Below are 22,729 nucleotides of genomic sequence, written 5' to 3' on the forward strand. Positions count from 1 at the left end.
TCTCCACTATGATTCCCAACACTTGCCATATTGAGAACATCAGTTACAGCAGGTTAATTTTTAGAAATTTCAAAATAGACGCGATCATAATTAAAAGCCTTGATTAAAACAAGGTTATTCACAGTCTCATGCTTGAATAAACCCGTTTTAATACTTTATTAATTTGGGTTAGCTCGAGTATGAAGCCGCTATTTATGATAACGCATATAAAAAAACAATATACTGACCAAGATCAACCTCACTAAGAGGAAACAGAATTCTGTATTAGCTGTTGTTGAACTCACTCACATTACTTGCCCTCCAATTGTAGCAAAAAAATTCATCAATTAACTGATGGATTTAAGCTAATTTTGCTAAATCATGAAGTTTTTTTACTGTAATACGTAGGAATTACTAAGAGCGGTTAAATATCGAGCGAAAAAAAGAAACATCTGTGCGTAAAGGATGCTTGATTTTGCTCCCCCTCTATCACGAATTGAGAGTCAGCCACTTAAAGTGAGGAATGAGAATATGGTTTGTGAGTTAACCGTGGCGGCTGAATAAATCAATACACTTTTTACACGAAAACAAAAAACCCAGCCGAAGCTGGGTTTTTGGTATTCTGATAAACGTAAATATTAACGTTTTGAGAATTGTGGACGCTTACGTGCTTTCTTAAGACCCACTTTCTTACGCTCAACTTTACGTGCATCACGTGTAACGAAACCTGCTTTACGAAGTGTAGGACGTAGTGACTCGTCAAACTCCATAAGTGCACGAGTGATACCGTGACGGATAGCACCAGCTTGACCAGTAGTACCACCACCTGAAACAGTGATGTGTAGGTCAAACTTTTCAGTCATTTCTACGTGCTCTAATGCTTGACGAACAACCATGCGAGCAGTCTCACGACCAAAGTACTCTTCTAGAGAGCGCTTGTTGATTACGATGTTACCAGTGCCTGGGCGTAAGAATACGCGAGCACTTGAACTTTTACGACGACCTGTACCGTAGTATTGATTTGCCATGATAGTGCTCCTTAAATGTCTAGAACCTGAGGCTGTTGTGCAGCATGGTTGTGCTCAGTACCCGCGTAAACTTTAAGTTTACGGTACATTGCGCGGCCTAAAGGACCACGTGGCAACATGCCTTTAACAGCTTTTTCGATAATCATTTCAGGCTTTGCAGCTTGAAGCTTGTCGAAAGTAGTAGACTTAAGACCACCTGGGAAACCAGTATGAGCGTGGTACATTTTGTCTTTTGCTTTATTACCAGTAACAGTCACTTTCTCTGCGTTGATAACGATGATGTAATCACCAGTATCTACGTGAGGAGTGTACTCAGCTTTATGCTTACCGCGTAGGCGACGAGCGATTTCAGTAGCGATGCGACCTAAAGTTTTACCTTCAGCGTCAACTACGTACCAGTCACGTTTTACTGTTTCTGGCTTAGCAACAAACGTTTTCATTTATTAAAATCCAATGTTTTCTTATTTAAAACCACAGGTAATTATCATTAATTACCGCTCTAAGTTGAATGCTTTAACCCCTTCGAGTTTAAGACTTTGAGCCATCAATTAGAGGCTAAACTAATATCAGGCAATAGAACGCAACGTGGCAGACGCGGGAGTATACCAGCACTTAAACCACATTGCTATATGATGGTCGTTTTTTATTCTAAAAAATAAAGCATAGCTGCTAGGCTTGTCAGGCACATTTCAAAGAAAGAAATTGCGCCAACAGCTTTATGCCAAATGCTCTTTTGCTAAATATTCGAGCGATTGCATTTCTTGTAATCGGCTAATGCAACGCTTAAATTCAAAATTTAAATTTCCCTCGCTATACAGCTCGGTTATTGGCTTTTCAGCGGAGATAATCAGGGTTACATGACGCTCATAAAATTCATCCACTAAGGCGATAAAACGACGTGCCGCATCATCATTAGCCTGACCAAGTGCTTTTACGTTCGACAAAATCACCGTATTATAAAGTCGGCTTATTTCCATATAATCGACTTGGCTGCGAGCTGTTTCGCACAGTTCACTAAACTCAAACATGGCAATACAGTCTGAAACTTTACGGGTTTTGATCATCCGCCCTTCAATTTCAATTGCCTTATCAAGCACACCTGGCTCAGGCGACAATTTATCGAAATATTCAAATAAATTTTCATCAGCCTGCTTATCAAGCGGGCTATGGAAAATCTCAGCCTGCTCTAGTGTACGTAATCGGTAATCAATGCCAGAATCAACATTGACGATTTCGGTATTCGCTTTTACCAACTCAATCGCTGGTAAAAAACGGGCCCGTTGTAAACCGTTACGATACAGCTCATCAGGCACAATGTTTGACGTCGCAACGAGCACAATGCCGCGTTCAAATAATGCTTCCATCAAACCACCTAGCAGCATTGCATCGGTAATATCTTGTACAAAGAACTCATCGAAACAGATAATGTCTGTTTCGGACTTAAAGATATCGGCAACAACGTTCAATGGATTACGGGTGTTTTTTAACTTTTTAAGCTCATCATGCACGCGATGCATAAAACGGTGAAAGTGCACACGCATTTTACGTTCGGTGGGTAAAGCTTCGTAAAACGTATCAACTAAATAGGTCTTACCTCTGCCCACTCCGCCCCAAAAATACAGCCCTTTTATGCTAGGCGTGCTATCTTTAGAGAATAGTTTGGCAAACCATCCCTTCGCGGCGGGTTTGTCTGCCGTTAGGTCATCATAGAGTCTTTGCAAATGGCGCACTGCATTTTCTTGCGCTACATCATGTACAAAGTCTTCTCGCTGTAAATCTTGTTGGTATTTTTGCCAAGGAGTCATAGGTCGTTACAATAAAACACAGTTAAATTTGCACAGTATATTAACACGCATCGTATCTCAGGGTATATTAACCCGCAGTATGATTTCACAATCACATTAAGCTTTTTTTAATATAGATTGGACTATAAAGGCTTCAACAGCATAGTTTTTGTTATTTTTCCCAAAGGGGTAGGTTTATGGGTACTATTACCTGGATAGGTATTTTAATCATTGTTGCAATCTCGGCATTCTTCATTGGCGCATTTGTAACTAAAAAGCAATTTAAACAAGACGAATTAGAAGAGCAAGTTGAACAAGCCAACAATGCACTTGAGCAATATCGCCAAGATGTTGCTGATCATCTCGCAAGCACAGGTAAACTAGTATCTAAAATGAAGGATAACTATGACCAATTGCTTAACCATGTTGAAGAAACAAATAAGTTATTACTTGCTGATAAGAAGCAGCACCCTGCTGAGCCTTTCTTTTCGAAAGAAACCACTGAGCAGCTACAAAACTCATTAAAAGATCGCAGCAGCGATCGCTCAAACGCCGAGGCTCAGCCAGCTGACTACGTTGTTGGTGAGAGTGGCTTGTTTGCCGGTGAAAATAAAGTTTCAGAACATTCTAAAGCCTCTTGATGAACTTTTTTTTGACCCCATAGTCTTTAGGTATAACAGCTTTATATCTAAACCAAGAAAAGGGCTGCTTACGCAGCCTTTTTCTTTTTGGGCGAGTTAACATCAAAAATTAACACGCCTCATTTGCTTTAACTCTGAAATCTCTGAAGTGGAGTAAACCCAGACTATGAAAATGAAATTATCTGTTATTAGTGCTGCCCTTTTATCGTCAAGCTTATTATTGAGTCCGGCGATTGCAACTGCAAAACTTCCTATTGCAGTTAATGGTCAACAGTTACCTACCTTAGCGCCTATGCTTGAACAGATCACCCCTGGGGTTGTCAGTATCCAAGTTTCTGGCTCAAAAGAAGTACGCCGCCGTGCAACACCCTTTGATGACTTTTTTGGTGTCCCCCGAGGTGGTAGCCAAAAACGCCAGTTTAGCGGTCTTGGGTCAGGTGTAATCATTGATGCAAAAGAGGGTTATGTAGTCACCAACAACCATGTGATCGAAGACGCAGAAAAAATGGTCGTCACGTTAGAGGACGGTCGTGAGTATGAAGCAACAAAAATCGGTAGTGATAAAGAGTCTGATGTCGCATTGCTGCAAATTGATGCCGAAGACTTAACAGCCCTGAAGATTGCCGATTCAGATAAACTTCGTGTGGGTGACTTTGCCGTTGCGATTGGTAACCCATTTGGTTTAAGTCACACCGTGACATCAGGTATCGTCAGTGCCCTTGGCCGCAGCGGTTTAAATATAGAAGGCTATGAAGACTTTATTCAAACCGATGCTGCTATTAACCAAGGTAACTCTGGCGGCGCCTTAGTTAACCTAAACGGTGAACTAATTGGTATCAATACGGCTATTTTAGGCGCCTCAGGCGGTAACGTAGGTATTGGTTTTGCCATTCCATCAACCATGATGAAAAACCTTGTTGACCAAATTATTGAGCACGGTGAGGTTCGACGTGGCTCACTAGGTATTTCAGGTCGTCCACTTGATGCAGGCCTTGCTAAAGCGCAAAAGCTCGATGTGAAACAAGGTGCTTATGTGATGCAAGTAATGGATGATACCGCAGCGAGTAAAGCAGGCATAAAGGCTGGTGATGTCATTATTAGTGTTGATGGTAGCGAGATCAGTGGTTTTCATGAACTGCGCAGTAAGATAGCTACCCTAGGTGAAGGTAAAAAAGTCAAACTGGGCATTTATCGTGATGGTAAAGTTAAAACAGTGAGCGTTACCTTAGATGGTGCAGCAAGCTCAGTGTCCGCTGGCGAAGAAACCCACCCTGCTTTCCAAGGCGCAACCCTTGAAAACACGCAAAAAAGTGATGGTAAAGGCGTAGAGGTTACCTCGGTAGAAGCTCGCTCACCAGCAGCACGAGTAGGCTTGGAAGAGGGAGATGTGATCATGCAAGTCAACCGACAACGCGTTGAGAATATCCGAGATATGCACAAGATTATTGAAAACACCCAAGGCAATATTGTCCTAGGTGTAAAACGTGGAAGAGAGCTTATTTTTGTTCTTATCCAATAAACTTAATTGATTAATCATGAAAAAATAACAGTGGTGCTTGCCGCTGTTATTTTTTTTGTGCCATCATTAAGGGATTGCTCACTGATAATAAGAATACTGTGCTTAAACTTTTAAAATTTATTCTTCCACCACTTTTCACAGGCTTAGGCATTGCCTTTTTAGTCGTTTTGCTCAGTCCTACGATGCGCGCGGCGCTGTTTCCGAATGTCAGCCTACCGGATGCAATATCCACTCAACATATGAGTTTTGCGGACGCAGTCCATCGTGCAGCGCCTTCGGTAGTGACTATTTTTTCAGAGAGCATCAGTAATCAACCTCGTTACAAGCGACAAAATACCATTCAAGAGCTTGGCTCTGGTGTAATCATGTCGCAAGACGGGTATATTTTAACGAATTACCATGTCATTAATAATGCCGATCAAATCATTGTTATCTTAACTGATGGTCGTCGCTTCTATGATGTTCAGTTAATTGGCTTTGATACAATCACTGACTTGGCCTTATTAAAGATCAATTCTGATCATTTACCTGTTATCCCGATTAATGATGACTTCAAGCCTCGCGTTGGTGATGTTGTTTTAGCGATTGGTAACCCACTTAATTTAGGGCAAACAATTACTCAAGGTATTATCAGTGCAACAGGAAAACAAAAAATTACAGATAGTCCTTACAATAACTTGCTCCAGATGGACGCTGCGATAAACGTGGGTAACTCCGGTGGTGCATTAGTTAATTCTCGGGGTGATTTAGTTGGTATTACTTCTGCACAATTTAAGACCCGTGAAAATTTAGATATACAAGGTATTTTCTTTGCAGTGCCCTACTCACTGGCGAAGGATATTATGGACAAGCTGATTAAACACGGCCGAGTTGTCAGAGGCTATCTTGGCTTTACGGGTACAGCTGTTGATAGCACGGGTAAAGATGTGAGTGACAACTACACCCCCGTCACTGGAATGCGTATTAATAACCTCGATCCCCTAGGCCCTGCCTGGCAAGCGGGTATTAAAGAGCAAGATATTGTGATTAAGATCGCCGGTTTATCGGTCGCTAACCCACAGCAAGTTCTTGAAAAAATTGGGAACACGGAACCTGGTAAAGAAATTGAATTTGAGCTCTACCGTGATGGTAAAATATTGAAAATCATGGTGACAGTTGCTGAACTCGAAACCAAATTATAAGCACAAAAAAGGCCTAACTTAGTATTAGGCCTTTTTTACACTTAACGTTTTCTAACTAATTTGAGCGGCGCTTAATATTAGCACCCAGCGCGCTAAGTTTATCCTCAATGCGCTGGTAACCACGATCAACGTGATAAATACGATCAACAATCGTTTCACCTTGCGCTACAATCCCCGTTAAGATAAGGCTCGCTGAAGCGCGTAGATCCGTTGCCATTACTTGTGCACCTGACAACTTATCGGTATCTCCACAAATCGCTGTATTGCCCTCTAAACGAATATTAGCCCCCATACGCTGCAACTCAGGCACGTGCATAAAACGGTTTTCGAAGATAGTTTCTGTGATTGTTGCACTGCCTTTTGCCACAACATTGAGTGCAGTAAATTGTGCTTGCATATCTGTTGGAAAACCTGGGTGTGGCATGGTTTTGATATTCACGGCTTTTAAATCACGGCCGCGCATATCTAGGTAAATACTGTTATCTGTCACTTCAACCAATGCATTGGTAGCACGCAGTTTTTCAATCACAGGGTCAAGGCTATGGTAGTGGGTATTTTTACACAGTACCTCGCCTCCGGCCATTGCCGCAGCAACCAAGAAGGTGCCTGTCTCAATACGATCTGGCAATATGCTATATTCACAGCCAGAAAGCGACTCAACGCCTTCAATTTCGATTCGGCTCGTACCTGCACCAGTGATCTTTGCGCCCATTGCGATTAAGCAATTAGCAAGGTCGGTAATTTCAGGCTCACGGGCTGCATTCTCAAGTACGGTTTTACCATCAGCCAGCGTTGCCGCCATTAATAAGTTTTCAGTAGCGCCGACACTGACCATTTCCATGAAAATCTCAGCACCTTTTAAGCGACCGTCAACTTTGGCATTTATATAACCGTTTTCAACCTTAATCGCCGCGCCCATGCGCTCAAGGCCCTGAATATGGATATCAACCGGACGAGCACCAATTGCACAGCCGCCAGGCAGTGATACTTGGGCTTCGCCAAAACGCGCAACCAGCGGCCCTAAAGCTAAAACCGAGGCACGCATCTGCTTTACTAATTCATAAGGTGCAAGTGTCTTATTGACGGTTGCGCCATCAATTACAAGCTTATCTTGTTGCCACTCTACATCAGCACCGAGGGTTTTAAGCAAGGCTTCTGTGGTACCGATATCGCGCAAGCGAGGGACATTACTAAAGGTACTTTTGCCTTGTCCCAACAGTGCAGCAAAAAGAATTGGCAGAGCGGCATTTTTAGCGCCAGAGATAGTGACTTCACCTGCCAGTGATGTACCACCTTGAATAACAAATTGATCCATGAGGAGGTCCTGTGACTATTGTGGAAGTATAAATTTTTGTTCGCGTTTCCACTCTGTTGGTGTAAATGCTTTGATTGACACTGCGTGGATGGTACCGTCTGAGATAGTCGCCATTAATGGAGCATATACCAGTTGCTGCTTTTTAACGCGAGATAAACCATCAAAACACTCACCAACAGCAATCACTTCATAGTGGCTACCGTTTGCTTTAACAATTACTTCATCTAATTTTAATTCGTCGCGTAATAACGTTTCGACTTGGCTTGTTTCCATAAATCTCACTCAAAAAGGTTTGTGACCTGACCTAATTGCATTAATTTCTGCAGTTGATCAGGGCTGTTTTTCAGCTCAAGGCGCACACCTTGCTGCTTTAATTCTGCGAAAGAATGAATTAACCAAGCTAAGCCCGCCGTGTCAACCCTAGAGACCTCAGAAAGGTCAAAATACCATGTTTTATGCTTAGTTTGTGGCTTCATATTCAGAAGTCGTTCATGACCGATAGAATTTCGAGTCAGTTCACCGCTGACGCGAAATTGGTCATCATCGAGTTGAGTAATCGATACTTTACTCATTCCCACCTTCACCTCTAAATTGCACTGGCAGTTGGCTCTTTTGCTCTAGTAAGTCACTCACATGCTCAATACCTTGTTGACGTAAGATACCTTGGAACTCACTTTGCTTTGCATCCAGTAAACTGATCCCTTCTGCAATCATATCGTAAGCGCGCCAATCACCATCACGATCTTCACGTACTTTAAAATCAATTTTGATATCAGGTTTGCCCGACTCAACAATTTTTGTCTTAACTAAAACAACGTCTTGACCTTTAAAAGGCTGAGCAGGGCCAAACTCTACACTTTGATTTGTATATTGTGTGAATACACCTGCATATGTCGCAATTAAATACTTTTGAAACACGTCAATAAAGCGCTGTAACTCTTTAATTGCTTTTGCTTTTTCAGCCTTATCCTCGATTGCTCTTACTTTTGAAACATGATTACCCAAAACACGCAGCGCTGCGTATTTATAATCAATGTATGGCATCAATTCTTCTTCAACGATAACACGCAAGTGCTCTTTGTCTTTAGCAATTAATGGCTGATCTTTAGTAATGCGTGCGAATGTATTGTCAGACACTTCACGCACCATTTTATATGGATCTTTTAAATCGACGGTTGGTTCAGCCGCGTTGGCACTTAGTGCACTTAGTGCACATACAGCACTTAAACATAACAAAAATTTCTTAAACATAATTACTCACCACCCTGGTTGAATAAGAACTGACCGATTAGTTCTTCAAGTACTAATGCTGATTTAGTATCAGTAATATAATCACCATCAGCTAATGCTTTACTCTCGACACCAAATAGTTCATCTAAGCCTGCATCTTGCTCATCGGCAGTGACTTCACTTCCCATGCAACGTTGCTCAGCTGACTGTGGCGCAATAACAGGATTGATACCTAAATATTGCTCACCCAAAATACCTGACGTTAAAATAGAGATTGATGTCGTATCCGAAAACTTACATAAATAGTTCGCATCAATAGCCATGTTAACCACAGGAACAAACTCTTTAGGATGAATGGAGATAGACTCGACACGCCCCACAACAACACCACCCACTTTAATTGGCGCACGCGCTTTTAAAGAGCCAATATTTTCAAACTTTGCATTAAGCTGGTAGGTCTCACCATTACCGCTGATCCCCGCATTGGCAACTTTAAATGCTAATAGCGCAAATGCAGCAATACCAAGGGCTACAAAAAAGCCAACTAAAATTTCTAATTTCCGTGAATTCATCTTTATACCCTAATTAGCTGGTAAACATTACCGCTGTTAAAATAAAGTCAAAACCTAATACTGCCAGTGACGAGTGCACAACGGTTTCTGTTGTGGCTTTGCTTATCCCTTCTGAGGTTGGGATACAGTCATACCCTTTATAAAGAGCAATCCAAGTCACGATCATGGCAAAAACAAAACTTTTAATCATGCCGTTTACGATATCTTGTTGAAACGACACCTGCGATTGCATGATTGACCAGAAGCTACCCGAGTCAACACCAAGCCAATCAACACCCACTAAATGAGCGCCTATAATAGCTACCGCAGAAAAAATAAGTGCTAATATGGGCATACTAATGAAGCCAGCCCAGAATCGAGGTGCAATAATTCGCTTGAGCGGATCAATTGCCATCATCTCTAGACTCGATAGTTGCTCTGTTGCTTTCATTAGACCGATTTCCGCCGTTAAAGCACTTCCCGCTCGACCGGCAAAAAGCAGTGCTGTAACCACAGGCCCAAGCTCACGCAATAGGCTAAGTGCAACCAATGGACCTAAACTGTCCTCAGCACCATAACCAACTAATACAGTGTAGCCTTGGAGCGCAAGTACCATGCCTATAAATAAGCCTGACACCATAATAATAAGCAGCGATTGCGACCCCACCATATACAACTGACGTATAAGTAAAGGCGTGCCCTTTTTAAAGTTCGGCTTATTGACTAAGGCGCCAAATAACATTTGTGTAGAACGACCCAGTGCCGCAAAACGCCCTAAGGTTTTATGTCCTAGCTTTTGCAAAAGATCAAACATTGCGCACTCCTAATAACTCTTCACTGTATTCAGGAGCAGGGTAATGAAAAGGCACGGGGCCATCAGACAAACCTTTTAAGAATTGTTGTACTAATTCAGACTCGTGGTTCTGCATTTGCTCAGGGGAGCCTTCGCCTATCACCCCTTGTTCAGCAATTATAATAACATGGTCTGCAATGCTTAAAACTTCAGTGACATCATGTGTCACAATTAAAGAGGATAAACCGAGCACCTGATTAAGTGATTTTATGAGTTTCACTAACACCCCCATCGAAATAGGATCTTGGCCAGCAAAAGGCTCATCATACATAATGAGTTCAGGATCAAGTGCAATAGAACGCGCTAGTGCAGCACGCCTTGCCATACCACCCGATAACTCAGATGGCATCAAATCTTGTGCACCACGTAAACCAACGGCTTGTAGTTTCATTAACACGACAAGACGAATTAAGTCTTCACTGAGTTGCGTGTGTTCACGTAAGGGAAAAGCAATGTTATCAAATACAGTCATATCAGTGAACAAAGCGCCACTTTGAAATAACATGCTCATTTTTGTACGGGCAGCATAAAGTGCCTTGCGTGACATATTAGGGATACTCTGCCCTTCGAATAAAATGTCACCCGCGTCAGGCTTAAGTTGGCCACCAATTAAGCGTAACATGGTGGTTTTACCAATGCCGCTTGGTCCCATAATAGCGGTAATTTTGCCTTTCGGAATGTTAAAAGTCATATTTTTATATATGATTCTATCGCCCCGTGAAAAGGTTACATCCTTGATTTCTACTATTGATTGCGACAAGTCGCTCTCCATAACTTTTTTCACTAGTTTTGCCATTTTAAGGGTTTTTTAGTCAAGATGGAAAAAACAAATCGTAAAATTTTGTAATATTTTCTATCAAAATAATCTATGCTAGAAATGTCGAACTTAATACACGCTTAAATTTAGTTTCCAAAAAACACCCATTTAAAACATTCAGTCTATTCTTTTACTTATACTTTCAGGTTTGCTTTTGTTACTATTTGCAGTCATCTGTTTAAGTAATATTGGCGTATAAAAATGGTGACTTCTTTTGTCATTTTAATTATCGGTTTTGCCGCACTTGTATGGAGTGCAGACCGTTTTGTTTACGGGGCAGCGGCACTGGCAAAAAACATGGGGATCCCAACCCTAATCATTGGCCTTACGGTTGTTGCCATGGGTTCATCGGCACCGGAAATGATGGTGTCAGCATCAGCAGCCCTTGCAGGCAAAACAGATACCGCGGTAGGGAATGCTGTTGGCTCTAATATTACTAATATCTTACTAGTATTAGGTATTACAGCACTGTTAAGGCCTTTATCTGTTTCTTCAACAACACTCAAACGTGAGATGCCACTAGTACTATTAGTGTCGGTGGCTTCTTGGTACATATTCTCTGATAACTTCTTTTCATTTGCTGAGGGTGTTGCGCTCCTTATTGGCTTTATTGTTTTTATTGCAGGCTTAGTTATTATTTCTTTAAGGGATAAAAACCAAGCGGATGACCCTTTCGTTTCTGAAGCGTGTGAAGACATCCCTGATAATGTTTCTACAGGTTCAGCTTTATTTTGGCTTGTCGTGGGTATGATCCTTCTTCCTATCAGTTCACACTTTCTGGTTGGTTCGGCAGTAGATATTGCAAAATACTTTGGCTTAAGCGACTTGGTGATTGGGTTAACCATCATTGCTATTGGCACCAGTTTACCTGAACTAGCAGCCTGTATAGCCGGCGTACTAAAAAATGAAGATGATTTAGCCTTAGGTAATATTGTTGGCTCAAACTTATTCAACCTATTGGCGGTACTGCCTCTTGCAGGGATTATCAACCCATCAATCATCGACCCTTCAGCGGCTAACCGAGATGCTTTGATTATGATTGGCGCAACCATTGCTTTAATCGCTATGTCATTGAACTTAAGAGGTGCTCGTCGTATCAATAGAATTGAAGGTGGTTTATTGTTAGTCGCATTTATTGCATACCAAGGCTATATTTTCAGTCAAATAGGATAACAAATGACGCAGCAAAGCTTTATTGCGCAAGGTAAGCGAGTTCTTGAAGTTGAAGCGCAAGCATTAAGAGAAATTGAACAGTATATCAATGCTGATTTCGAACATGCTTGCCAATTAATGTTTCATTGCACAGGTCGTATTATTGTCATAGGTATGGGTAAATCAGGCCATATCGGCAACAAAATAGCCGCTACATTAGCAAGTACAGGCACCCCTGCATTTTTTGTTCACCCAGGTGAAGCGAGTCATGGTGATTTAGGTATGATCACACGTGAAGATGTTGTGATGTGCATTTCAAATTCAGGTGAAACCAGTGAAGTGCTTGGTATTATTCCTGTTATTAAGCGTATTGGCGCAAAAATGATATCTCTAACAGGTAACCCTAACTCAACTATGGGGAAGCTATCGGATGTCCATGTGTGCATCAAAGTTAGCCAAGAAGCGTGTCCATTGGGCCTCGCCCCGACTGCCAGCACCACTGCGACATTAGTTATGGGCGATGCGATAGCCGTTGCCCTACTTGAAGCGCGCGGTTTTACTGCCGATGATTTTGCTTTATCTCACCCGGGGGGAAGCCTAGGTAAGCGCTTATTACTGAGCCTTGAAGACGTCATGCATACTGGCAGTGCCACACCTATCGTTACCGAATCCCAAAGTGTTAAAGATGCACTAATAGAAATGTCAGCCAAAGGCCTCGGTATGACAGCTATTGTCGATGAAAACAAAAAGCTTGCAGGTCTGTTTACTGACGGTGATTTACGCCGTATTTTAGAGCAACGTGTCGATATTCATAACACATCGATTAGCCAAGTAATGACGCGCTCATGCACCACCGCACATGCTGATATGCTCGCTGCGGAAGCATTGAATATTATGGAACGAAAACGCATTAACGGTTTAATAATAATCGATGAAAGTAATACACCGATTGGCGCACTTAATATGCAAGACCTTTTAAAAGCAGGGGTACTTTAAAGATGACGTTTGCCGAGCTTTATCAGCCATTAAGCACCGATGTAAGCCAACGTGCTCAGAAAATAAAACTACTCATTTGCGATATTGATGGCGTTTTCTCTGATGGCCGTATTTACTTAGGAAATAACGGTGAAGAACTCAAAGCGTTCAATACCAAAGATGGCTTTGGTATTAAAGCATTAATAAATAGTGGCTTTGAGGTTGCGGTTATTACAGGGCGACATTCACAAATAGTTCAGCAACGCATGACTAGCCTAACAGTACAACACATTTATCAAGGTCAAGAAAACAAGCTTATTGCGTATCAAGAATTAAAAGACAAACTGACTTTGAGCGATGAGCAAATAGCCTATATCGGTGATGATGGCCCTGATTTACCTGTCATGGAAAAAGTAGGCTTTGCGGTTGCTGTAAACGATGCTCACCCACTTATAAAAAGACTCGCTCATTACACCACCATGTTACCCGGAGGGTTTGGCGCTGTGCGAGAGCTTACAGATTTATTAATGCTGGAAAACGCGAAAGCGTTAACAACTGATGGAACCAGCGCATGAATATAGCCCGTATTTTACTGAGTATTGTTTTTGTTTGTTGCATGATCTGGTTATGGTATCCGTACTTTAGCCAACCAACAGGCGCAATAAACAGTGAAGACGAGATAATCGCAACACCGGATTACACCGCCATTGCGCTAAAGCAAACGGCGTATGATGAGCAAGGTAACATCAGCCATAAAGTCGCTGCGGCTAAAATGGAGCTATACCAGCAATTAGGGTTTACTTTTTTTGAACAGCCTATTTTTACCATTTATGGGGATCAACAGGTTTGGCAGGTGAAAGCAAAAGAGGCTACCTTGTACGAAAACGATCAACTTATTTTTGAAGGTGACGTTGTTGCAAAAAATCTAACTCATAATGGCATGATTGAAGATATCAACGCAGAAAATATCAATGTTGATATTGAAAAAATGACTATGTACTCAAAACAACCTGTTACATTAACAGGCCCAAACTTAAAGATTACCGGTAAAGGTTTAAAAGCTGATTTAAAAGCCGAAATCGTCGAGTTAACTAACCATACACGAACCATATACTATGACCAATAAACTTAAAAAATTACTTCTAATCCCAAGCTTATTGATTGCGTTTTCAAGCGCTGCTGCAGACCAAGCGGGTACTCCTATCAGCATTAGCTCAGATCGCCAAGTAGGTCAGTTAAAAAATGGAGTCGGGATTTTTGAAGAAAATGTAGAAATAACCCATGGTAATCGTCGTATTACCGCAGATCGCCTAGAAGCACATGCTGGTGAGGTTGATGGTACTGTTTCACTTATCATTGCCACAGGTAAGCCAGCCTACTTTGAAGAAAAACAAGAAGATGGCACGGTTATGAGCGCCAGTGCAGACGAAGTACGTTACGATGTAGCAAAGCGTTTACTCACTTTAGTTGGCGATGCACAAGTGACACAAGCAGGGCAAAAAGTCAGTGCAAAAAGTATAACTTATGACATGGAACAACAACTCATTAGTGCTGAAAAAGACGAAAATTCAACGGATCGTGTGCATACAATCTTAGTGCCTGTTGATAATAAAAAAGATGATAAAGGCCAGCCATGAGTACATTAAAAGCAGAGCTGTTAGCAAAGAGCTATAAAGGCCGCCAAGTTGTCAAAAATGTGGGACTAGAAGTCGAAGCTGGCAGTATTGTTGGCCTACTAGGCCCTAATGGTGCAGGTAAAACCACCACCTTCTACATGATTGTTGGGCTAGTGCCAAGCGACAAAGGTAAAATTAGTATTGATGACAACGACATCACTTTATTACCCATGCACAATCGCGCTCGATTAGGTATTGGCTATTTACCCCAAGAATCATCCATTTTTAGAAAGTTGACGGTCTACCAAAATCTGATGGCGATTCTTGAAACACGTAAAGATCTTAAAAAACAGCAACGAGAAGAAACACTCAATAACCTGCTTGATGAATTTAGTATTCAGCACATTCGAGATAGCCAAGGTATGGCGCTATCAGGAGGCGAGCGTCGCCGTGTTGAAATCGCGCGAGCATTAGCCGCAGATCCAAAATTTATTCTGCTAGATGAGCCTTTTGCTGGTGTTGATCCAATTTCAGTGTTAGATATAAAGAAAATTATAGAGCATTTGAAAAACCGTGGTATCGGTGTACTAATAACTGACCATAATGTTCGAGAAACCCTTGATGTTTGTGAAAAAGCCTACATTGTTTCTCATGGGGAGCTAATTGCATCAGGCACGCCTGAACACGTATTAGCAGACCAAACCGTACGCGATGTTTATCTAGGCGAGCAATTCAGGTTGTAACCAATACACCACCGACTAGAGCATCTGCTAGACTTACAATAATGACAACATATTGATATTGACTCAAATTAGTATCAATAAATGATTTAAAAAGGATTGTTAGGGATACATGAGGCAATCATTACAGCTGCGCATGGGCCAGCAACTTACAATGACTCCACAACTGCAACAAGCCATTCGCTTATTGCAACTTAGTACATTGGATCTCCAGCAAGAAATACAAGAAGCGCTTGATAGTAATCCTCTACTTGAAGTGGAAGAAGCGGATTACAGTGAAGACGTAATCGGTAAAAACGAACAAAAATCTGACTCTGATGATTCACAAGTCACTGCTACGGCAGAAGAAGCACCAAGTGAGTACGAGCAAGAAAGCAGTGATGCACTCAATAAAGATACCGTTAGTGACGACCTAGCAATGGACGTCACGTGGGATGAGTACATGAGTGCAGCTCCTTCAACCTCTTCAGGGCCAATGCCAGAAGATGAGTCTATTTATCAAGGTGCGTCAACCGAAACTCTCCACGAATATCTGATGTGGCAACTACAGTTGACCCCATTTAGTCCAACTGATGAAGCAATTGCTGTTGCTATAGTCGAAGCTATTGATGACTCAGGTATTTTAACCGTCAGTTGTGAGGATATTGTTGAAAGCTTTAATCAAAACGATGATGAAGAAGAAGAAATAGAACTTGATGAAGTCGAAGCGGTCCTAAAAAGAATACAGCTATTTGATCCTGTCGGCATTGGTGCTCGCAGTTTACAAGAGTGCCTATGTATTCAACTTCGTCAATTCGATGCAGATACACCTTATTTGGCTGAAACTAAAATGGTTTTATCTGAGCACATCGAATTATTAGCAAGTCGCGACTATCGTACTTTGATGAAAAAGACTAAGCTTAAAGAAAACGAGCTAAAAGAAGTCATGACGCTTATCCATAGCTTGAACCCTAAGCCCGCGGATAGCATCGTACGTGAAGAGTCTGAATACGTCATACCCGACGTATCAGTAAAAAAAGTAAAAGGTCGTTGGGTCGTTGAGCTTAACCCTGACTGTATGCCAAAGATCAGAGTGAATAGCCAATATGCGGCTATGTCACGCTCTGTAAAATCAAGCAGCGACAGTCAGTTTATTCGCTCTCATCTGCAAGAAGCTAAGTGGTTTATTAAAAGCTTAGAGAGCCGGAATGATACTTTATTAAAAGTAACGAACTGTATTGTTCAACAACAACAGGCTTTCTTTGAACACGGCCCTGAGGCGATGAAACCGATGGTGCTAAATGATGTCGCTGAAATGGTCGAAATGCATGAATCGACGATTTCACGGGTTACAACGCAAAAATATATGCATACCCCAAGGGGTATTTTTGAGTTGAAATATTTCTTCTCAAGCCACGTCAGCACAGAAAATGGTGGCGAGTGTTCATCAACGGCAATACGCGCTTTAATCAAAAAGCTTATTGCCGCAGAAAACTCAGCGAAGCCATTGAGTGATAGTAAGATTGCAGATATATTGGCTGAGCAAGGAATTAAAGTAGCTAGACGTACAATTGCAAAATACCGAGAGTCTCTAGCAATACCGCCGTCTAATCAGCGTAAAAGCTTGATTTAGACGTTTTACATAGAAGGAAAATGCTTATGCAACTAAACCTAACTGGTCGTCATGTAGAAATCACAGATTCATTAAAAGACTATGTAAACACCAAGTTTGCGAAACTAGAAAGGCATTTTGATCATATTAATAATGTTCATGTCATTTTAGACGTAGAAAAATTAAGTCAAAAAGCAGAAGCAACTTTACATGTAAACGGAGGCGAACTGTTTGCCTCTACAGAGCATCAAGATATGTACGCGGCCATCGACTCGCTAATTGATAAGCTTGATCGCCAAGTAATTAAACACAAAGAGAAATTAGCTCGACACTAAATTATGAAACTTAGTTCACTTACTAGCCAGGACTGCAGCAAAGCTGCGGTCCTTTTTAATAGCAAAAAAAGAATTCTCGAATTTATCAGCGAACTCGCTCATGAGCAGCTTCCTCATCTATCGCAGCAAGATATTCTTAATGCTTTACTCAATCGAGAAAAATTGGGGAGCACAGGAATTGGTAGAGGTATTGCTATTCCGCATGGTCGTATGTCAGGTGCTGATAAACCGCATGCGTTTATTATAGTGAGCGAATCTCCAATTAACTTTGATGCAATTGACAACCGCCCTGTTGATATTTTTGTTGCACTCATCGTACCTGATGGAGACTGCCAACTTCATTTAAAGACCTTATCAACAATTGCTGATAGACTAAAAGACAAAGAATTTTGTAAACAGTTACGCAGCGCTAAAACCGATCAGGAACTGTTTCAAGTTATTGCATCAGAGGCATAAATGGAATTAATTATTATCAGTGGCCGTTCTGGCTCAGGTAAATCAGTCGCTTTACGAGTCCTTGAGGATCTTGGTTATTATTGCGTTGATAATATTCCTGTAAACCTATTACCTTCGCTAGTGCGCAGCGTCTCTGATAATTACGACAAAATAGCAGTCAGTATCGACGTACGTAACCTGCCAAAAGAGCAACAAGAATTTAATGATATTCTTGAATACTTGCCAGGTTTCGCCAATCCAACCTTATTTTACCTTGATAGTGATGATCAAACACTCATTAGACGTTTCTCTGAGACAAGACGTTTACATCCGCTTTCTTTAGATTCTTTACCACTCGATTTAGCAATTAAGCAAGAAAAAATACTGCTCGATGTACTAATTACCCGCGCCGACTTTATGATCGACACAACGGATTTAAGTGTACATCAGCTAGCAGAGTCAATTCGTGAGAAGATTCTCGGTAAAAAAGACAAAAAGCTTATTATTACCTTTATGTCATTTGGCTTTAAGCATGGTATCCCGAAAGAAGCTGACTATGTATTTGATGCACGCTTTTTACCAAACCCACACTGGGAGCCAGATCTTAAGCCACTTACGGGTCTCGACCAACCAGTTAAAGATTACCTTGCAAGCCATAGCATAGTGCAAAAATTCACTTGGCAGATTCAAACCTTTGTGCAAACGTGGTTACCACACCTTGAACGTAATAACCGCAGCTATTTAACGATCGCAATTGGCTGCACAGGTGGACAGCATCGCTCGGTTTACTTAGCACAGACGATTGGTGAAAGTTTCGCGAAAAGCCATGCAAATGTAAAAATTCGCCATCGTGAGCAAGACTTATAATAAGGGCTTTAACATGTATGCTGAAAATACGTTTTTAATTCAAAACAAACTTGGCTTACACGCTCGGGCAGCAACTGTACTTGCACAACTTGCACTTCAATTTGATGCTAAAATTATGTTATATCAAGATGACAAAGAAGCTGAAGGTGACAGTGTACTTGCTCTAATGTTATTAGAAAGCAGCCAAGGTAAAGAAGTACGCGTTGTATGCGAAGGCCCTGATGCAACTGCTGCACTTAATGCAATAGGTGAATTAATAGCACAACGCTTTCATGAGCAAGAATAGCATTTGCTAAGCACGAAAGATTTGCGTTAAACTTAACTTAGGTATTTAAATTCCTCTTAAATATCTTACTTTTAAGTCATTCGTTCATCTTATATAACAAATATTCTTAATATAATGGTTGCTTTAAACGATAACTCAGCAAATTTATTATTGTGCAACTATGCTGTATTTATTTAGCCAGAGCTCACTTTTTTAGTTGTAAGGACGCCAATGCCAGAAGCCTTTGAACAAGATTACCCACTACAACAACTTAAACAGGTGACCAAGTCACTTAATAGTGGTCAATTTGTTCAAGTGCGCGGTATGCTAGCTAAAACAGCACCTTGCGATACAGCACTGTTACTTGAGTCATCTCCTCATAAAATCCGCCGCATGTTGTGGCAACTCGTTGATCCAGATGTACGTGGTGACGTACTTGAAGAGCTTTCAGAAGATGTACGCCTTGGCATTATTGCCCAGATGGAACCTGAGCATATTGCCGCCGCAACTGAGGACATGGACGATGATGACTTAGGTGAAGTACTTCGTAGCTTACCTGATACTGTTTATCAAGATGTTGTCGGGGCTATGGATACGCAAGATAGAGAAAGAGCGACCCAAGCACTTTCTTATCAGGAGCGCTCTGCAGGCGCACTAATGAATAGTGATACCGTCACTATTCGCCCCGATGTCACATTAGACGTTGTACTGCGTTATTTACGTCTACGTGGTGAGCTACCTGAAGGTACAGATGATCTGTACGTGGTTGATAAACATAATTGCTTTTTAGGTGCCTTGTCATTAACAACACTTTTAACCAGCCCATCAGACAAAATTGTTCGCGATTTAATGGATGAAGAATGTGAGTCTATTCTCATTTCGATGGACGAAAGTGATGTTGCTCAACTATTCGAGCGTCATAACTGGATTTCAGCGCCTGTTGTGGATGATAACGCCCACTTGCTTGGTCGTATAACCATCGATGACATCGTTGACGTCATTCGTGAAGATGCAGAGCATAGCATGCTTAGCCTTGCGGGTCTTGATGATGAAGAAGACACCTTTGCACCCGTTCTGAAAAGCTCGCAGCGTCGCTCTATTTGGCTTGGGGTGAACCTATTAACCGCATTGTTAGCTGCCATCGTTGCAAGCTTCTTTGAAAACACCTTAGCAATCTTACCAATCCTTGCGGTACTTAATGGAATTGTGCCTTCAATGGGGGGAGTTGCTGGTAGCCAAACACTTACCTTAGTTATTCGTGGTATAGCCGTTGGCCATATTAATCAAACCAACCAACGCTTTTTATTACTCAAAGAACTCGCGATTGGGGCGCTAAATGGTGTTATTTGGTCGATATTAATCGCCGGTGTTGTCGCACTCTGGCAGTGGGACTTTAAGCTCGGTGCGGTGCTTGCCTTTGCGATGTTTATGAATCTCGTTGCAGCAGGTATTGCTGGTGCGAGCATTCCTTTGATCTTAAAGAAAATGAAAATTGACCCTGCTCTTGCAGGCAGTGTCGTGCTGACCACCGTCACCGATATTGTGGGTATTTTTGCCTTTTTAGGCACCGCAACCTGGTTGTTGATCTAATACCAATTCGCAATAATACTTAATTAAGCGAATTGGTATAAATAAAAACGGCCCTTCTAAGGGCCGTTTTTATTTCTATTTACTTGCACGCTGCTTATTTTTACCAACTCTAGGTTTAGTATTGGCCTTTTTAAACTGGCTAAAACCAGTGTGACGTGTCAGTGCTGCACGGCCTTTACCGCCCTTTCCTTTCGCTGCTTTCTCATTGCGGCTCTCTTCAGGTATCAAGCAATTTGGTCCTTTACCAATTAAGTTCGCCTTACCCATTTTTTTCAGCGCTTCACGGATCATTGGCCAACCTGCTGGATCATGATAACGCAATATAGCCTTATGTAAGCGACGCTGACGTGCACCTTTTGGTACTGGCACTTGTTCAGTATTGTTTTTAATATTGCGCAGCGAGTTCATCTCAGTATGATAAATCGTTGTTGCATTGGCCATGGGTGATGGATAAAAATTCTGCACTTGATCAAGTTTAAAGTCATTACTCTTTAACCACAACGCCATGTTCACCATATCTTCGTCTTTGGTGCCTGGATGAGCAGAAATAAAATACGGGATCAAGTACTGCTTCTTACCCGCTTCTTTCGAATACTTATCAAATAACTCTTTAAACTTATCGTAGGCACCCATACCCGGCTTCATCATTTTAGAGAGCGGGCCATCTTCAGTATGCTCTGGGGCTATTTTCAAGTAACCACCAACATGGTGAGTAACTAATTCTTTTACGTAACGAGGATCTTCAACTGCTAAGTCATAACGAACGCCAGAGGCAATTAAAATCTTCTTCACGCCTTTAACGCCACGAGCCTTTTTATAAAGTTCGATAGTTGGCGTGTGATCAGTGTCCATGTGCTTACAAATATCAGGGTATACACAGGATAAACGACGACACGTACTTTCTGCTTTTTTACTCTTACAACGCAGCTTGTACATATTCGCTGTCGGCCCACCTAAATCAGAAATAACCCCTGTAAAGCCTGGCACTTTGTCACGAATTTGCTCAATTTCATCAATGATAGATTGCTCAGAACGACTTTGGATAATGCGTCCTTCATGTTCAGTAATCGAACAGAATGAACAGCCGCCGAAACAACCACGCATAATATTCACTGAGGTTTTTATCATCTCGTAGGCAGGGATTTTCTCATCACCATAACTTGGATGTGGAATACGCTGATAGGGTAAACCGAATACCCCATCCATCTCTTCTGTTTCAAGTGGGAATGCAGGCGGATTGACCCAAATAGAACGATCGCCATGACGCTGAAATAACGCACGCGCACAGCCAGGGTTTGTTTCTTGGTGTAAAATACGCGATGCATGGGCATAAAGTGGTTTATTCACACTGACTTGCTCATACGCTGGCAACTTTACGTATGTCTTTTCCCATGGCTTAGGCCGTGCAGGTTGAATAGTAATTGGTTTAGCAGCCTCGGCGGTTAAATCAATACCCGCTTGTTTAAACTCAGACTTACTACAACCAACATCATCGGCACCATACGGATTTGGAATGGGATCAATCTTACCGATTTTATCGATGGCAGTGGAATCACTACCACGCCAGCCAGGTAAAGGCTCTTTACGAATAACCGCAGTACCGCGGATATCTTGAATAGTCTCTATGGCTTCGCCACCAGCGATGCGGTGGGCAACCTCAACGAGTGGACGCTCAGCATTACCGTAAATTAAAATGTCGGCTTTGGCATCAAACAACACACTTCGACGTACTTTTTCTTGCCAGTAATCATAATGAGCAATTCGACGTAAACTCGCCTCAATACCACCGATGATCAACGGCACGTCTTTATAGGCCTCGCGACAACGTTGGCTATATACAACCACCGCACGGTCAGGACGTTTACCGCCTATGTTACCTGGTGTATAAGCATCATCATGACGCATACGCTTTTCTGCGGTATAACGGTTGATCATTGAGTCCATGTTACCCGCGGTTACACCAAAGAATAAGTTAGGCTTACCTAACGCCATAAAAGCATCTTTAGAGTTCCAATCAGGCTGGGCAATGATACCAACACGAAACCCCTGTGATTCAAGCATGCGACCAATCACCGCCATACCAAAGCTAGGATGATCAACATACGCATCACCGCTGACGATAATAATGTCACAGCTATCCCAGCCCAACGCATCCATCTCAGCGCGAGTAGTGGGTAAAAATGGCGCTGTGCCATAGCATTCGGCCCAATATTTAGGATAAGAAAACAGGCCGCGCTCGGCTTTTAATGCGCTCATAAAATGTAC

The 22,729-nt window shown here is 41.9% G+C and carries 26 protein-coding genes; 15 read left to right on the forward strand and 11 right to left on the reverse strand.

Translation table 11 applies throughout. The features are described 5' to 3' along the window. Positions 1–617: 617 nt before the first annotated feature. The 3 genes from rpsI to zapE form a co-directional block, all read right to left on the reverse strand. Complete coding sequence (rpsI, locus tag L3Q70_RS14290) at positions 618–1,010, reverse strand: 30S ribosomal protein S9 (protein ID WP_095209788.1); 393 nt, start codon at positions 1,008–1,010, stop codon at positions 618–620. An 8-nt stretch (positions 1,011–1,018) separates the two neighbouring features. Then, positions 1,019–1,447, reverse strand: coding sequence for a 50S ribosomal protein L13 (gene rplM / locus L3Q70_RS14295; RefSeq protein ID WP_062568574.1), 429 nt, complete (start codon positions 1,445–1,447; stop codon positions 1,019–1,021). A 276-nt stretch (positions 1,448–1,723) separates the two neighbouring features. Then, positions 1,724–2,812 (reverse strand): cell division protein ZapE, encoded by a 1,089-nt coding sequence (zapE, locus tag L3Q70_RS14300; RefSeq protein ID WP_237114480.1) that lies wholly within the window; start codon positions 2,810–2,812, stop codon positions 1,724–1,726. 176 nt (positions 2,813–2,988) lie between these two features. Between zapE and L3Q70_RS14305 the strand changes: the two genes are divergently transcribed. The 3 genes from L3Q70_RS14305 (at position 2,989) to L3Q70_RS14315 (ending at position 6,132) form a co-directional block, all read left to right on the forward strand. Further along, positions 2,989–3,432: a YhcB family protein gene (locus L3Q70_RS14305; RefSeq protein ID WP_062568572.1), complete on the forward strand. Its 444-nt coding sequence runs from the start codon at positions 2,989–2,991 to the stop codon at positions 3,430–3,432. A 166-nt stretch (positions 3,433–3,598) separates the two neighbouring features. After that, positions 3,599–4,951: a Do family serine endopeptidase gene (locus tag L3Q70_RS14310; RefSeq protein ID WP_062568571.1), complete on the forward strand. Its 1,353-nt coding sequence runs from the start codon at positions 3,599–3,601 to the stop codon at positions 4,949–4,951. 98 nt (positions 4,952–5,049) lie between these two features. Then, positions 5,050–6,132: a trypsin-like peptidase domain-containing protein gene (locus L3Q70_RS14315; RefSeq protein ID WP_062568570.1), complete on the forward strand. Its 1,083-nt coding sequence runs from the start codon at positions 5,050–5,052 to the stop codon at positions 6,130–6,132. Between the two features lie 55 nt (positions 6,133–6,187). On the opposite strand, the gene murA is transcribed toward L3Q70_RS14315, so the two are convergent. The 7 genes from murA to L3Q70_RS14350 are packed head-to-tail and all read right to left on the reverse strand — an operon-like array spanning position 6,188 to position 10,853. Continuing rightward, entirely contained in the window at positions 6,188–7,447 is a 1,260-nt protein-coding gene (gene murA, locus L3Q70_RS14320) for a UDP-N-acetylglucosamine 1-carboxyvinyltransferase (RefSeq protein WP_237114481.1), read from the reverse strand. 15 nt (positions 7,448–7,462) lie between these two features. Next, entirely contained in the window at positions 7,463–7,720 is a 258-nt protein-coding gene (locus L3Q70_RS14325) for a BolA family protein (protein ID WP_062568568.1), read from the reverse strand. A 5-nt stretch (positions 7,721–7,725) separates the two neighbouring features. After that, a complete protein-coding gene (locus L3Q70_RS14330; protein WP_062568567.1) occupies positions 7,726–8,019 on the reverse strand; it encodes an STAS domain-containing protein in 294 nt (97 codons plus the stop codon). After that, a complete protein-coding gene (locus L3Q70_RS14335; RefSeq protein WP_237114482.1) occupies positions 8,012–8,698 on the reverse strand; it encodes an ABC transporter substrate-binding protein in 687 nt (228 codons plus the stop codon). Before L3Q70_RS14335 ends, L3Q70_RS14330 begins: the two co-directional genes overlap by 8 nt. Before the next feature lie 2 nt (positions 8,699–8,700). After that, a complete protein-coding gene (gene mlaD / locus L3Q70_RS14340) occupies positions 8,701–9,249 on the reverse strand; it encodes an outer membrane lipid asymmetry maintenance protein MlaD (RefSeq protein WP_062568565.1) in 549 nt (182 codons plus the stop codon). A gap of 13 nt (positions 9,250–9,262) precedes the next feature. Continuing rightward, positions 9,263–10,042, reverse strand: coding sequence for a lipid asymmetry maintenance ABC transporter permease subunit MlaE (mlaE, locus tag L3Q70_RS14345; protein ID WP_062568564.1), 780 nt, complete (start codon positions 10,040–10,042; stop codon positions 9,263–9,265). Continuing rightward, positions 10,035–10,853 (reverse strand): ATP-binding cassette domain-containing protein, encoded by an 819-nt coding sequence (locus L3Q70_RS14350; RefSeq protein WP_083515295.1) that lies wholly within the window; start codon positions 10,851–10,853, stop codon positions 10,035–10,037. The genes mlaE and L3Q70_RS14350 overlap by 8 nt, the downstream gene beginning before the upstream one ends. A gap of 246 nt (positions 10,854–11,099) precedes the next feature. On the opposite strand from L3Q70_RS14350, the gene L3Q70_RS14355 reads away from it, so the two are divergent. The 12 genes from L3Q70_RS14355 (at position 11,100) to mgtE (ending at position 20,464) form a co-directional block, all read left to right on the forward strand. Continuing rightward, entirely contained in the window at positions 11,100–12,071 is a 972-nt protein-coding gene (locus tag L3Q70_RS14355) for a calcium/sodium antiporter (protein WP_193987852.1), read from the forward strand. A 3-nt stretch (positions 12,072–12,074) separates the two neighbouring features. Next, positions 12,075–13,046, forward strand: coding sequence for a KpsF/GutQ family sugar-phosphate isomerase (locus L3Q70_RS14360; protein ID WP_062568561.1), 972 nt, complete (start codon positions 12,075–12,077; stop codon positions 13,044–13,046). A 2-nt stretch (positions 13,047–13,048) separates the two neighbouring features. After that, a complete protein-coding gene (gene kdsC / locus L3Q70_RS14365) occupies positions 13,049–13,600 on the forward strand; it encodes a 3-deoxy-manno-octulosonate-8-phosphatase KdsC (protein WP_062568560.1) in 552 nt (183 codons plus the stop codon). Further along, on the forward strand, positions 13,597–14,151 hold the full coding sequence (gene lptC / locus L3Q70_RS14370) for an LPS export ABC transporter periplasmic protein LptC (RefSeq protein ID WP_062568559.1): 555 nt from the start codon (positions 13,597–13,599) through the stop codon (positions 14,149–14,151). The genes kdsC and lptC overlap by 4 nt, the downstream gene beginning before the upstream one ends. Continuing rightward, a complete protein-coding gene (lptA, locus tag L3Q70_RS14375; protein ID WP_062568558.1) occupies positions 14,141–14,662 on the forward strand; it encodes a lipopolysaccharide transport periplasmic protein LptA in 522 nt (173 codons plus the stop codon). The genes lptC and lptA overlap by 11 nt, the downstream gene beginning before the upstream one ends. Then, positions 14,659–15,384: an LPS export ABC transporter ATP-binding protein gene (gene lptB / locus L3Q70_RS14380; protein ID WP_062568557.1), complete on the forward strand. Its 726-nt coding sequence runs from the start codon at positions 14,659–14,661 to the stop codon at positions 15,382–15,384. The genes lptA and lptB overlap by 4 nt, the downstream gene beginning before the upstream one ends. 109 nt (positions 15,385–15,493) lie before the next feature. After that, positions 15,494–16,993 (forward strand): RNA polymerase factor sigma-54, encoded by a 1,500-nt coding sequence (locus tag L3Q70_RS14385; protein ID WP_237114483.1) that lies wholly within the window; start codon positions 15,494–15,496, stop codon positions 16,991–16,993. Positions 16,994–17,019: 26 nt separating this feature from the next. Beyond that, positions 17,020–17,307 carry a ribosome hibernation promoting factor gene (gene hpf / locus L3Q70_RS14390; protein ID WP_062568555.1) on the forward strand — a complete coding sequence of 96 codons (288 nt, stop codon included), beginning with the start codon at positions 17,020–17,022 and terminating at the stop codon, positions 17,305–17,307. Positions 17,308–17,310: 3 nt separating this feature from the next. Then, the gene (ptsN, locus tag L3Q70_RS14395) at positions 17,311–17,763 is read left to right on the forward strand and encodes a PTS IIA-like nitrogen regulatory protein PtsN (RefSeq protein WP_062568554.1); all 453 of its coding nucleotides are present in this window, start codon (positions 17,311–17,313) and stop codon (positions 17,761–17,763) included. Continuing rightward, positions 17,764–18,609, forward strand: coding sequence for an RNase adapter RapZ (gene rapZ / locus L3Q70_RS14400; RefSeq protein WP_062568553.1), 846 nt, complete (start codon positions 17,764–17,766; stop codon positions 18,607–18,609). It begins immediately after the preceding gene. Between the two features lie 13 nt (positions 18,610–18,622). Further along, positions 18,623–18,895 (forward strand): HPr family phosphocarrier protein, encoded by a 273-nt coding sequence (locus tag L3Q70_RS14405; protein WP_062568552.1) that lies wholly within the window; start codon positions 18,623–18,625, stop codon positions 18,893–18,895. 210 nt (positions 18,896–19,105) lie between these two features. After that, positions 19,106–20,464, forward strand: coding sequence for a magnesium transporter (mgtE, locus tag L3Q70_RS14410; RefSeq protein ID WP_062568551.1), 1,359 nt, complete (start codon positions 19,106–19,108; stop codon positions 20,462–20,464). 75 nt (positions 20,465–20,539) lie between these two features. On the opposite strand, the gene L3Q70_RS14415 is transcribed toward mgtE, so the two are convergent. Beyond that, positions 20,540–22,720, reverse strand: a complete 2,181-nt coding sequence (locus tag L3Q70_RS14415) for a YgiQ family radical SAM protein (protein ID WP_237114484.1) — start codon at positions 22,718–22,720, stop codon at positions 20,540–20,542. Between the last annotated feature and the right edge of the window lie 9 nt (positions 22,721–22,729).

Origin of the sequence: Pseudoalteromonas sp. CF6-2, from assembly GCF_021729425.1 — a bacterium.
Taxonomy (GTDB): Bacteria; Pseudomonadota; Gammaproteobacteria; order Enterobacterales; family Alteromonadaceae; genus Pseudoalteromonas; species Pseudoalteromonas arabiensis.